This is a genomic window from Longispora urticae, assembly GCF_053902585.1.
In genome coordinates, this window is the sequence record NZ_JAQZSH010000043.1 from 25,260 (window position 1) to 37,721 (window position 12,462).

A 12,462-nucleotide genomic window follows, 5' to 3' on the forward strand; every position below is an offset into this window, starting at 1 on the left:
GGGAGTTCCCGTGGACGCCCGCCGGTCGCGCCGTCCCGAACCGCCTGGCGGTACAGCCCATGGGGACCGCCTGGCCGGGTCGCCCACCCGGGACCGCCTGCCGGGACAGCCCATGGGGACCGCCCGCTCGGGCCGCCCGTCCGGGGTCCGCCCGGCGGGCCGGGGCCACTCGGCCCCGGCTGTGCCCCGTTCACCCCAGCCGGACCGGCACGCCCTCCGCCGAGGACCGCCGCGCCGCCTCCAGCACGGTCAACGCCGCCACCGCGTCGCGCGGATCCACCGGCGCGGGCCCGTCCCCCCGCAGCGCGGCGAGCACCCCCCGGTAGAACGCCGGATAGTCACCCGCCTCGGTCGGCACCGCCCGGGTGTCCCCGTCGGCGCCCAGCACCCCCCACGCCTCCTCGGGTTCGGTGCCCCACCCGGGCCCGGGGACCCGCCCCTCGCGCAGCGCGTTCTCCTGCGGGTCCAGCCCGTACTTCACGTACCCGGCCGCGTCGCCGAGCACCCGGAACCGGGGCCCCACCTGGGCGGTCACCGCGCTGGTCCACAGGTGCGAGCGGACCCCGCTGGCGTGCGTGAGGGCCACGAAGGAGTCGTCGTCCACCCGCGCGTCGGCCCGGCGGGTGTCCACCTCGGCGTACACGCCGGTGGCCGGGCCGAACAGGTGCAGCGCCTGGTCCACGAGGTGGCTGCCCAGGTCGTACAGGGTGCCGCCGACCTCGGCCGGGTCCGCGTTCTCCCGCCAGCCCTCCTTGATCCGCGGCCGCCAGCGTTCGAACCGGGACTCGAAGCGGCCGACCCGCCCGAGGGCGCCCTCCCCGACGAGCCGCCGGACGGTCAGGAAGTCCCCGTCCCACCGCCGGTTCTGGTACACGGTGAGCAGTAGTCCGCGCTCCTCCGCCTGGTCCACCAGGGACGACGCCTCGGCGGACGTACCGGCGAGCGGCTTGTCCACCACCACGGCGAGCCCCAGCCCGAGGGCCGCCCGCGCGTACGGCACGTGGGTGCGGTTCGGCGACGCGATCACCACGAGGTCGAGGTCCACGGCGAACAGGTCCTCGATGTCGGCGACGACCCGGGCGCCGGGGTGTTCCCGGGCGACGCGCGCCGCCCGCTCCGGGTTGGCCGTGAGGACCGCGTCGAGGCGCAGGCCCGGGGTGGAGGCGATCAGGGGCGCGTGGAAGGCCGACCCGGCCAGCCCGTACCCGATGAGTCCGATCCTGAATGTCACTGGTGTCCCTTCCGAGTGCCCGGTCGACCATAGCCGCGCGCGGGGCCGCCACCCGGCCGACCGTTCCGCCAGGCGGCCGAGTGTTCCGTCACCGGCCGACCGCTCCGCCACCCGGCGGACAGCCCGTCACCCGGCCGACCGCTCCGTCACCCGGCCGGCCGTTCCGCCGCGTGGGCGATGTTGCGGGCCATGCCGCCGAAGACGACGGCGTGGAAGGGCGAGACGGCCTTCCAGTACAGGTGGCCGGCGAGGCCCCGGGGCAGGAACACGGCGCGCTGCCGGTAGACGCTGCCGTCCGGGCCGGGTTCGACGTACATCTCCAGCCAGGCCCGACCGGGCACCCGCATCTCGGCGCGCAGCCGCAGCAGGTGACCGGGGACGATCTCCTCGACCCGCCAGAAGTCCAGCGCCTCCCCGACGTGCAGCCGGTGCGGGTCGCGGCGGCCCCGGCGCAGGCCCACGCCGCCGGAGAGCCGGTCCATCCAGCCGCGCACGGACCAGGCGAGGGGGAACGAGTACCACCCGGTCTCGCCGCCGATGCCCTCCACGACCCGCCACAGGTCGCTGCCCGGGGCGTGCACGGCCCGGGTCCGCTCGTCCACGTACGCCGTCCCGCCGGACCAGTTCGGGTCGGTGGGCAGCGGCTCGGCGGGCGCGCCGGTCCACGCGGCGGTCGCCCACCGGGTCTCCACGTCCGCGTCGCGGATCTTGGCCAGCCCGAGCCGGACCGCGTCGTCGAAGCCGATCAGCCCGCCGGGCGGGTCGGGCACGTACCGGGCGATGTCGTGTTCGGCGCACACCGCCTCGTGCACCAGGCTCGCGACCAGGGGCCGGGCGATCCTGCCGGGGACCGGGGTGACCAGCCCGACCCACAGGGCGCTGAGCTTGGGCGACAGCACCCGGACGGGCACGATGAGCCGGGGCCGCAGCCCGGTGACGGCCGCGTACCGCCGCATCATGTCCGCGTAGGTCAGCACCTCGGGGCCGCCGATGTCGAAGGCCCGGTTCACCTCGTCGGGCACGTCGGCCCAGGCCACGAGGTAGCGCAGCACGTCGCGGATCGCGATCGGCTGGATCCGGTTGCGCACCCAGCGCGGGGTGACCATGGCGGGCAGCCGCTCGGTCAGATAGCGCAGCATCTCGAACGACGCCGAGCCGGACCCGAGGATGACGGCGGCCCGCAGCACCACGGTCGGCACTCCGCCGGCCAGCAGGATGTCGCCCACCTCGGCCCGGGACCGCAGGTGCGGGGAGGCGTCGGCGTCGCCGGGGTCCGGGCCGCCCAGGTAGACGATCCGGCGCACCCCGGCGGCCCGGGCGGCGGCGGCGAAGTTGCGGGCGGCGCGGCGGTCGGCGGCCTCGAAGTCGGGGCCGCCCATCGAGTGCACCAGGTAGTAGGCGACGTCGGTGTCGGCCAGGACCTCGGCGAGGCCGTCGGGTTCGGCGAGGTCCGCGGTGACGATCTCGGCCCGGGTCGCCCACGGCACGTCGCGCAGCCGGCCGGCGTCGCGGGTCACGCAGCGCACCGTGTGGCCGGCGTCGAGCAGCCGGGGCGCCAACCGGCCCCCGACATACCCGGTCGCACCGGTCACGACACAACGAACCACACGGACCAGTCTAGAGGGGTACGGGGGGACCGGGCGTGCGATCAGGTCAGCGCCGCCGGGGACTCCGCGTCGGCCGCCACCAGCCGGGGCTTCCCGGAGCCGTCGGCCGGCACGGACCAGACGCCCTTGTCGACGCCGTAGCCGACCGTCGACGGGTCCAGCCACGCCGCCTGGTCGTCCACGCTGCGGGTCTCCGCGAGGGGGGTCTCGGCGAGGGTGGCCAGGTCCAGTACGGTCAGCCGCCAGGTCCGGTCGGGCAGCATCCTCTTGTACGCGACCCGGGTCCCGTCCGGCGACAGCGACGGGCACTCCACGTTCTCCTTGACCTGGTGCATGGCCCGCGCTGCGAAGTCGCCCTTCATCAGGTACCGGTGCCCGCCCGTGGACATCGTCGCGTAGAACGTGTTGTCGTCGGCCGCGAACGTGACGCCCCAGAAGTTGGCGTCCAGGTTGGGCTTGGCCCCCTGCACCGTGAAGTTCTCCAGGTTGCCGGCGAGCGTCCCGGTCACGGTGTCGAGGATGCCGGACCGGGTGGCGAACTGTCCGCCGTTGTAGGAGTCCCCGGTCACGAACGTCGTCCACGAGGCCATCCGGCCGCTGCCGGACACCCGGGCCCGGTTCGGCAGCCCGTTGAGCGGCAGGCTCCGGGTCACCCTCAGGTCGGCGTCGAGGATGGTCACCGTGTACGAGCCCAGGTCCTCGCGCAGGCACACCCCGGTGCCGTGCGCGGCGTACACCCGGGCGCAGTGCAGGTCCGACGCGCGCCGGGAGCCGTCGGGGCCGACCACGGCCAGCACCCCGTCGGCGGACCGGACGAGCAGGCCCGGCCCGGCCAGGGACACGGTCGCGGCGGTGGCCGGGACGGGCCGGGTGAACCACACGTAGCCGAGGGCGGCGCCCGCGAGGACGACGGTGGCGGTGAGCGCGACGAGGATGCGCCACTTCATGGGGTACGTCCCTTGAGGAGGAGCCCGGACACCGGGAGGGCCACGGCCACCGCCCCGGCCGCGACCAGGCACGCGACGGGCACGCCCCAGTTCTGCCAGGCGAGGCCGAACAGTACGGAGGACACCAGGTAGGCCAGCGCCTGCCCGGACTGCACGAGGGCGAACCCGCTGGTCCGGAGTTCGGCGGGCAGCAGCGGGCCGGCGAGGGCCATCAGCACCCCGTCGGTGGCGGCGTAGAACAGGCCGTAGAGCCCGAGGATCAGGGGCAGCGGGCCGCGGCCCGAGGCGAGGAGGAGGTAGACGGCGAGCAGCGCGCCGTAGCCGCCGAGGACCACCGGCCAGCGGCCGATCCGGTCGGCGAGCCAGCCGAGCGGCGTGGCCAGCACCAGGTACGCCAGGTTCGCCCCGACCGCGAGCAGCGGGAACGTCCAGATCGGCAGGTCGTCGCGCCGCTGCAGGATCAGGTAGACGAAGCCGTCGCCGACCGTGGTCACGCCCAGCAGCACGGCCGCCACGCACAACGCCCGGAACCGCGCCTGCCGGAGCAGCCCGAACGCCCGGGGCAGCGACGCCCGGACCGGGGGCAGCTCGTCGCGGCGGTCCCGGACGAACAGCACGAGCAGCAGCACGCCGAGGACGGCCGCGCAGAAGCTGGCCACGAACACCGCGTCGTAGGACTGCCCGGAGCCGGCCAGGGCCAGCACCGCCAGCGCGACCAGCGGGCCGGCGAACGCGCCGAGGCTGTCCAGGGTCCGGTGCACGCCGAACGCCCGGCCGAGCCCGTCGGCGGGGGAGGACAGGGTGATCAGGGCGTCCCGGGGGGCGGTGCGCAGGCCCTTGCCGGTCCGGTCGACGGCGATCACGGCCCCGATCGCGCCGGGGGCCGCGCCGGCCGCCAGCAGGCCGAGTTTCGCGACCGCCGACAGGCCGTAGCCGAGGCCGGCGACGAGTTTGCGCAGCCGGAACCGGTCGGCGACGTAGCCGCCCGCGAGCCGGGTGAGCGCGGTCGCGCCGGTGTAGAGGCCGTCGACGACCCCGTACTGCGCGATGGACAGGTGCAGGCCGAGCACCAGGTACGCGGGCAGCACCGCCGTCACCATCTCCGCTGAGATGTCCGTGACCAGGCTGACCAGCCCGAGGGCCAGCACGTTGCCGGTGACGAACCTGCGGGCCGGGGCGCCCTCGACGGACGCCCCGGGTCGCACGGTGGACAGGTACACGTCAGCTCAGCGTGATGTCGTCGAACCAGGTGATGCTGGGATCACCCGCGTAGTTGTCGTCGTGGTTGGTCAACTGGATCGTGTAGGAGTGCCCCGGCGTGATGGTGTCGGTCACCGACTTCCACGCGCCGTTGGCCACGCACGTCTTCGCCAGCGGGGTCGCGGTACTCCCCGAGGTGTTGTGCCTGACGACGATCGTCGCCCAGGCGTACTGCACGGAGTCCTTGCAGTCGCCCTTCCACCAGATGGTCAGCTTCGTCTTGCCGGCCGGGGCGGTGAACGTCTGGGTCAGGGTCGAGTCCCCGTCGGTCGGGCTGGTGGACCCGGCCGCCCCGCTGTACGCGCCGGAGTGCGGCACCGTGGCGATCGCGGTCGTCCCGGTCCTGGTCCAGCCGGTGAACGTGCCGAACTCGAAGCCCGGGTTGGTCACCCCGCCGGCGGGCGGCGCGGTGGTCGGGGCGACGGTCGGGCTGGGCCCGGTCGGGGTCGGCTGCGGGGTGGACGTGGTCCAGATGCCGGTGATCGGGGTGGCCGACGCGGCGCTGCCCAGCGCGGGCAGCCCGTAGGCGTCCTCGAGGGTCCGGAGCACGTTGTAGTGGTTGATCTGCTGCGAGTACTGCCCGGGGCGGACCTTCTCCCCGACCATGACGGTGGCGATCTGGTTCACGGAGCTGAAGTTGTCCTCGTCGAAGGTGGCGATCAGCAGGCTGTTGTGCGTCTTGGCCCACTGCGCGTACGCGTCGAGGTTGTTCTTCAGCCAGGTGTCCCCGGTCCTGGTCGAGCAGTCGTGCATGTCGTTGCACATGTCCGGCACCACGAACGACACCGTGGGGAGCTTGGTGTAGTCCGTCGGGAACTGGCTGTACCGCAGGTTGCTCGCGGCGGGCACGTTGTCGAAGTTGACCCAGGGGTTGTGCTTGCGCACGTACTTCCCACTGGAGCCGGAGCAGTCGGTGTACCCGTCGGAGGGCATGGCCTCCGAGTACCCCTTGAAGGTGAACCCGGCCCCGATCAGCTGGCTGCCGAGGTTGCCCTTGTTGGTGAAGTTGTTCGGACAGCTGTCGTTCGTGACGCCCTGCTGGGAGCCGGAGAACAGGGCGATGTAGTTGCCCTGGCTGGGGTGGGTGACCCCGAACGACTGGGTGAAGCTCGCGCCCTGGCTGGCCAGGGAGTTGAAGTAGGGCGCGTCGGCGCTGCCGATCACGTCGGCGTAGTCGGTGTTCTCGAACAGCACGACGACGACGTGGTCCGGGCGCGGTACCGCCGCGACAGCGGCGACGGAACCGGTGGTGGGCTGCTGCGACGCCACGGCGACGCCCGCCCCCACGGTCGCCAGGGCGGCGACGACGGAGGCCACGATGGCCACCTGTCTCCTGAACATGTGTACTCCTGAGGGGATGAGTGGTTCACCGATCCGCGTCATGCTGCTGGCGGAGGGTTGCCGCCCGCACCATGCCGGATGGACGGGTGATGAACACGAGACTGGTCTCCCTCGACCCTCGTAGGGAAGATCGCACGCCGCCCTGGAATTTCAGTACCGACGGGTAACCCGCCGAGGCGGGCACCCGTATTCCAGCGATTTAACACCTTTAGCTGGGTACTGGGAAGCCCCCCGCCTCCGCGACCTCCTTCAACGCCCGGTTGAACGCGGCGAACTCGGCCTCCAGCGCCGCCCGGCCGGCGGCCAGCACGTCCGCCGCCATCGAGCCGGTGAGCGTCTCCCGGTTGCGCAGCCGGGTGCCGGCCCCGTCGGCGGTGAGCTCCCAGTGGTGCCGCCCGTACAGCAGTTCGGGCATGCCACCCTCGGTGACCAGGAGTTCTCCGGGTTCGACGGCGACGACGGTGCCGGGGAACTCCCGTTCGCCCGGGGTGCCGATGCCGGCCCGGGTCAGCAGGGCCGCGCCGACCACGGCCTCCCCGGACACGTACGCCAGTGTCGGGTTCCACTCGGGGTAGCGGGCGAAGTCGACGAGGATCTCCCAGACGCGGGAGACGGGTGCGTTGATGGCCACCTCGTGGGCCAGAGTATTTTCCTGCATGGTCGTGCAGCATAATGGCGACCGGGTCGGCCCGCATCCGATAAACTGCCGCCATCGCTGGGGTCAAGGGACAGGTGCAGCGGCGCGGCGAGGAGCGGCGTCGCCTCATCGTCGACGCCGCGATCACCCTGTTCGGCCAGCGCGGCTACCGGGGCGCGACCGTCGCCGCCATCGCCGGGGCCGCCGGCATCACGGCCTCCGCCGTCATCCACCACTTCGGCTCCAAGGAACAGCTGCTCCGCGCCGTGCTGGCCGAGCACGACGCCCGCTCGGCGGCCCGGGTCGCCGGCCACGTCGGCACCGGCCTGCCCGGCCTGGTCGCCGCGTTCCTGGCCGACGCCGAGCACACCACCCGGCACCACGGCCTGGCCACCCTGCACGCCGTCCTGCAGGCCGAACAGCTCGGCACCGACTCCGAGGTGCACGAGTGGTTCCGGTCCCGCAACCGGCTGCTGCGCGGGCACGTCGCCGAGGTGCTGCGCGGGGCCGGCGTGCCCCGCCCGGAACTGACGGCCGCCGAACTGCTCGCGTTCCTGGAAGGGGCCCTGACCATGTGGCTCCTGGACCCGGAGACGGTCGACCTGCGCGAGCTGTACGCCAGCTACCTCGGCAGGCTGGTGCCGGCGGCCGGGTGAGGCGACCGAATGCGGCGTGCGGCCGCCGCGCGGGTGCCCGGGTCGCCCGCTAGTGCGCCGCGCCGCCCAGGTTCAGCAGCACCACGCCCCCGATGATCAACGCGATCCCGCCGATCTTCACCAGCGAGATCTCCTCGCCCAGGAACGTGAACCCGATCGCGGCGATCACGGCGGTGCCGACCCCCGACCAGATCGCGTACGCCGTCGAGACCGGCATGCCCTTCAGGGCCATCGACAGGAAGAAGAAGGAGATCAGATACAGGACCATGGACAGGCCGGTGGGGAACAGGCGACTGAAGCCCTCGGAGTACTTCAGGGCCGTCGTCGCGCCGATCTCGCAGCCGATGGCCAGGGCCAACATGATGTACGCCATAAGCGCTCACCCTACGTCGCGATCGGCTGGCACGATCAACTGGTGACTCTCGCGGCGGTACTCCTCGACATGGACGGCACCCTCCTCGACAGCGAGAAGGTGTGGGAGGTGGCGCTGCACGACCTCGCCGCCCACCACGGCGGAACGATGTCGGCGGCGGCACGCACCGCGATGGTCGGGGCGAGCATGGCCGACTCCATGGACATCCTGCACGCCGACATCGGCCGCCCCGAGCTCGACCACGGGTACAGCACCGACTGGCTGGAGAGCCGGATGGTCGAACTCTTCTCCGCCGGGGTGCCGTGGCGGCCGGGCGCCGCCGAGCTGATCGCCGCCCTGCGCGCCGAGGGCGTGCCCCTGGCCCTGGTCACCGCCACCCGCCGGCACCTCGTCGAGGTGTGCCTGGACACCCTCGGCCGGGACAACTTCGACGTCGTGGTCTGCGGCGACGAGGTACCGGCCACGAAGCCGGACCCGGCCCCGTACGTCCGCGCCGCCGCCCTGCTCGGCGTCGACCCCGCCCGGTGCGTGGCGATCGAGGACTCGCCGACCGGGGTGGCCAGCGCGGTCGGGGCGGGCTGCGCGGTGCTCGCCGTGCCGTGCGAGGTGCCCCTGGACGGGCTGGGGGCGACCGTGGCGGACAGCCTGGTCGGCGTGGACCCCGCATACCTGCGCGCTCTCGTCTGACCCTCAGAGGGCGATCCGCAGGCCCGGGGTGGCCAGCACGACCTGGCACCCGGCGATCGCCGCGGCCTCGTCCAGCAGCGCCAGCGGGTCCTGCCACGCGCGCAGGTGGGTGAGCACCAGCAGCCTCGCCCCCGACCGGGCGGCCAGCCGCGCCGCGTCCCCGGCCGTGAGGTGACCGCGCAGCGGGCCGTCGGCGTCGAGTCCCGAGGCCCCCGCGAGCAGCACCCGGCAGCCGGCCGCCAGCTCGTCGATCTCCGGGCACGGCTCCGTGTCGGCCGTGTAGCACAGCGCGTCACCGATCCGGGTGCCCCAGCACTCGACGTCCCCGTGCCGGACCCGCCCCAGCCGGACCGCGAACGGGCCGATCCGCCGGTCGCCGGCCGTCGCCACCGTGGTGTCGAACGTGTCCGGGTTGGTCGTCAGCACCTCGTGCATGTCCGACGGCCCGATCACCGTGACCGGTCGGCCGGCCCGGGCCCGGTGGTAGCCGAGCTGGGTCGTGTCGCCCCAGTGGTCGGAGTGGGCGTGGGACAGGATCAGGGTGCCGATGTCGAGGGGGTCCGCGTAGCGCTGGAGCGGGCCCGACGCGCCCGCCCCGAGGTCGAGGAGGAGCCGGTGGCCGTCCTCCTCGACGAGGTAGCTGGAGCAGGCCGAGTCCGGGCCGGTGGTCGAGCCGGCGCATCCCACCACGGTGAGTCTCATGATCGGAAAGATACCCACGACGGGTACGGCTCCGCCGCCCCGGAAACGGACGCGCCCGGTGCCGGTGCCCTCGGCGCGCGGGGCAGCGTGGCCGGGTCCGCAGTGCGCCGCGCGGACAACTCCCGCCGCCCCGGTGCGCGGACAGCGCGGCAGGGGAGCGCCTCCTTCGGTGCGCGGCACGGTGCGGCCGGGTCCGCCGCCCTCGGCGCGACAGTGGACCGATCGCGCGGCCAGGGACGGAAAGGGCCCCCGCCAACCGGCGGGGGCCCTTCGTCGATCCGTGTCGGCTACTCGTAGGAGATCGCCTTGAGGACGTCGGTCCGGGCGGCCCGGATCGCCGGGATCACCGCCGCGACGACGCCGATGATCGCGGCCAGGATCAGGTACGTGATCATCTGGCCCCACGGCATCGCCAGCGAGCTGAAGCCCTGGTCCTTGAGCGCCCGGACGATGGCCGTGCCCAGCGCCACGCCGACCCCGATGCCCAGCAGCGCGCCGAACACCGAGATCACCACCGATTCGACGGTGACCATGGCCATCATCTGGCCCCGCCCCATGCCGACCGCGCGGAGCAGACCGAGTTCCTTGGTGCGTTCGATCATCGACAACGCCAGGGTGTTGATCACGCCCAGGACCGCGATGATGATCGCCAGGGACAACAGGATCTGGATGATGACGATGATGCTGTCCAGGCCCTTGGTCTGCTGCTCCACGAAGGAGCTCCGGTCGGTGACCGTGACCTCGGGGCTGTCGGCGAGCAGCGTGTCCACCTCGGCCTTGACGGTGTTCACCTTCGTGCCGTCGTCGAGCTTGACGTAGGCCTGCACCGGGCTGGAGACCCGGAAGGTGTCCGTGGCCGACGCCGGCAGCAGGTAGGTGAAGTTGGTGAGCACGTCGTTGTCGGCGTAGATACCGACCACCTTGTAGGTGACGGGTTCGCCCTTGGCGCCCTGCACCTTCACCGTGCTGCCGACCGACAGTTTGTCGTCCTTGGCATGCTTCTCGCTGGTCAGCACCTCACCGGCGCCGAGCGTACCCACCGTGCCCGACTTGGTCTTGATCTTGAAGATCTCGACGGCGGCGGGCACGTCGCTGAGCACGCCCACGATCGCGTCCTTGTCGTTGGCCTCGACCTGGTCGTAGTAGACCCCGGTCACGCCGTGCACGCCCGCGATCGACTTGATCTTCGGCAGCACGGCCGGCTCGAACGTCGGCGGCGTGGGTCCGGTCTGCTCGCCCGAGACGATCAGCTCGGCGGACATCCCGGTGTCCAGGCTCTTGGTGATCGTGGCCTTCAGCGAGGTGAGGACCACGCTGACGCCCGTGATCAGCGCGATGCCGATCATCAGGGCCGCTGCCGTGATCGCCGTCCGGCGCGGGTTGCGGGCCGAGTTGCCCCGGCCGAGCTTGCCCGGCATCGACCACGAGAACGGCAGCGCCAGCAGGGACACCACGGGCTTGCCGATCAGCGGGGTCAGCAGCGCCACGCCGACGAACGACAGCAGCAGGCCGCCGCCGAGCGCCAGTCCGAGGTTGCCGCCCTTCGCCGAACCCGACAGCGCCCACCACAGCCCGGCCACACCCAGGGCCGTGACCACTCCGCCGAAGATCGACAGCTTGGTGAGCGGCTTGCTGGTGTTCACCGCGTCGCGCATCGCCGCGATCGGCGGGATCCGCGAGGCGCGGACCGCCGGCACGACGGCCGCGACCAGGGTCACGAGCATGCCGACCGCGAACGCGGCGATCACGGCGCTCGCCGGCACGGTCAGGGTGCTCAGCGAGATGCCGCCGAACCCCGAACCGATCAGCAGGATGAGCAGCGCGCCCACGCCGATGCCGGCCGCCAGGCCCAGGATCGAGGCGATCAGACCGATGACCAGGGCCTCGACGATCACCGAGTTGATCACCTGCCCGCCGCTGGCGCCCAGGGCCCGCATCAGGGCCAGTTCCCGGGTGCGCTGCGCCACGATGATCGAGAACGTGTTCACGATCAGGAAGATCCCGACCAGCAGCGACACGGCCGCGAAGCCGAGCAGGATGTAGTTGAAGAAGCTCAGACCGGTCTTGATCTGGTCGGTGGACTCCTTCGTCAGCTCTTTGCCGGTCTTCACCGCGTAGGTGTCGCCGAGGCTGGCCTTCAGGCTGTCGCGCACCTTCTCCGGCGTCGTCCCGGAGTCGGTCTGCACCTCGATCGAGTTGAACAGTCCGGTCTTGCCGAGCATGTTCGCCTGGGCGGCGTTCGTCGTGAACCCGATGGTCTGCTCGCCCAGCAGGGAGTCACGGGCGCCGGTGTACCCGAACACGCCCACGATCTTGTAGGTCGTCTTCGGCTGGTACGGCGTCAGCACCGGCACCGAGTCGCCGACCTTGTACCCGGACGCGTCGGCCAACAGCTTGTTGACGACGATCTCGTTGTCGGCGGCCGGGGCCCGACCCTCGCGCATCTCCACGATGGCCGCGCCGTCGATCCAGTTGGTGCCGAACCGGACGCTGCCCGGGATCAGCTTGCCGGACTTGCCGATCATCTTCGCGCCGTCGGCGAAGACCTGGCCCTCGGCCTTCTTCACCCCGGACGTCGACCGGACCTGGTCCACGAGGGACGCCGGTACGGTGTCCACCGACTGTTGGCCGTTGTCGGCCGGCTTGGCCTTCGGGGCCACCTGCACGTCGATGGAGGAGAAGGCGGAGGAGAACAGTCCGTCGAAGGACTTGCCGAGTGTGTCGGTCAGGACGAACGAGCCGGACACGAACATGACGCCCAGCACCACCGCGAGTGCCGACAGGACGAGTCGGAGTTTGCGGGACAGCAGACTTTTCAGTGTCGCCTTGAGCATCAGTTGTCACCGCTGTGCGCGTGCGGGTCCAGGCTCTTGAGCTTGTCGTGGACCTGGTCCACGGTCGGTTCGAGGAGTTCGTCGACGATCTGCCCGTCAGCCAGGAAGATCACCCGGTCGGCGTACGACGCCGCGGTCGGGTCGTGGGTGACCATCACGATGGTCTGGCCGTAGTCGCGCACCGAGT

The 12,462-nt window shown here is 72.3% G+C and carries 11 protein-coding genes and 1 pseudogene; 2 read left to right on the plus strand and 10 right to left on the minus strand.

From position 1 onward, the window contains the following. Nucleotides 1–190: 190 nt before the first annotated feature. The 6 genes from PT931_RS31535 to PT931_RS31560 all read right to left on the minus strand — a co-directional run bounded on the left by PT931_RS31535 (nucleotide 191) and on the right by PT931_RS31560 (nucleotide 7,044). Complete coding sequence (locus tag PT931_RS31535; RefSeq protein WP_456249361.1) at nucleotides 191–1,231, minus strand: Gfo/Idh/MocA family oxidoreductase; 1,041 nt, start codon at nucleotides 1,229–1,231, stop codon at nucleotides 191–193. Nucleotides 1,232–1,377: 146 nt separating this feature from the next. Next, nucleotides 1,378–2,838, minus strand: a complete 1,461-nt coding sequence (locus tag PT931_RS31540; protein WP_456249362.1) for an SDR family oxidoreductase — start codon at nucleotides 2,836–2,838, stop codon at nucleotides 1,378–1,380. 41 nt (nucleotides 2,839–2,879) lie between these two features. Further along, nucleotides 2,880–3,785: a hypothetical protein gene (locus PT931_RS31545; RefSeq protein ID WP_456249363.1), complete on the minus strand. Its 906-nt coding sequence runs from the start codon at nucleotides 3,783–3,785 to the stop codon at nucleotides 2,880–2,882. Next, nucleotides 3,782–5,005: an MFS transporter gene (locus PT931_RS31550; RefSeq protein ID WP_456249364.1), complete on the minus strand. Its 1,224-nt coding sequence runs from the start codon at nucleotides 5,003–5,005 to the stop codon at nucleotides 3,782–3,784. The genes PT931_RS31545 and PT931_RS31550 overlap by 4 nt, the downstream gene beginning before the upstream one ends. Before the next feature lies 1 nt (nucleotide 5,006). Continuing rightward, nucleotides 5,007–6,386 (minus strand): alkaline phosphatase family protein, encoded by a 1,380-nt coding sequence (locus PT931_RS31555; protein WP_456249365.1) that lies wholly within the window; start codon nucleotides 6,384–6,386, stop codon nucleotides 5,007–5,009. Nucleotides 6,387–6,594: 208 nt separating this feature from the next. Further along, nucleotides 6,595–7,044, minus strand: coding sequence for an SRPBCC family protein (locus PT931_RS31560; protein ID WP_456249366.1), 450 nt, complete (start codon nucleotides 7,042–7,044; stop codon nucleotides 6,595–6,597). A 74-nt stretch (nucleotides 7,045–7,118) separates the two neighbouring features. On the opposite strand from PT931_RS31560, the gene PT931_RS31565 reads away from it, so the two are divergent. Beyond that, complete coding sequence (locus PT931_RS31565) at nucleotides 7,119–7,679, plus strand: TetR/AcrR family transcriptional regulator (RefSeq protein ID WP_456249367.1); 561 nt, start codon at nucleotides 7,119–7,121, stop codon at nucleotides 7,677–7,679. Between the two features lie 49 nt (nucleotides 7,680–7,728). Here PT931_RS31565 and PT931_RS31570 read toward each other — a convergent pair whose 3' ends face one another. Continuing rightward, nucleotides 7,729–8,052 carry a DMT family transporter gene (locus PT931_RS31570; RefSeq protein ID WP_456249368.1) on the minus strand — a complete coding sequence of 108 codons (324 nt, stop codon included), beginning with the start codon at nucleotides 8,050–8,052 and terminating at the stop codon, nucleotides 7,729–7,731. Between the two features lie 42 nt (nucleotides 8,053–8,094). Here PT931_RS31570 and PT931_RS31575 point away from each other — a divergent pair, with 42 nt between their 5' ends. Next, entirely contained in the window at nucleotides 8,095–8,739 is a 645-nt protein-coding gene (locus PT931_RS31575; RefSeq protein ID WP_456249369.1) for an HAD family hydrolase, read from the plus strand. A gap of 3 nt (nucleotides 8,740–8,742) precedes the next feature. On the opposite strand, the gene PT931_RS31580 is transcribed toward PT931_RS31575, so the two are convergent. From PT931_RS31580 to PT931_RS31590, 3 genes and pseudogenes are all read right to left on the minus strand, one after another. Continuing rightward, the gene (locus tag PT931_RS31580; protein ID WP_456249370.1) at nucleotides 8,743–9,441 is read right to left on the minus strand and encodes an MBL fold metallo-hydrolase; all 699 of its coding nucleotides are present in this window, start codon (nucleotides 9,439–9,441) and stop codon (nucleotides 8,743–8,745) included. A 287-nt stretch (nucleotides 9,442–9,728) separates the two neighbouring features. Further along, nucleotides 9,729–12,275 carry an ABC transporter permease gene (locus PT931_RS31585; RefSeq protein ID WP_456249371.1) on the minus strand — a complete coding sequence of 849 codons (2,547 nt, stop codon included), beginning with the start codon at nucleotides 12,273–12,275 and terminating at the stop codon, nucleotides 9,729–9,731. Continuing rightward, nucleotides 12,275–12,462: pseudogene (locus PT931_RS31590) on the minus strand (ABC transporter ATP-binding protein); the annotation flags it as partial. The gene PT931_RS31585 and the pseudogene PT931_RS31590, both read right to left, overlap by 1 nt.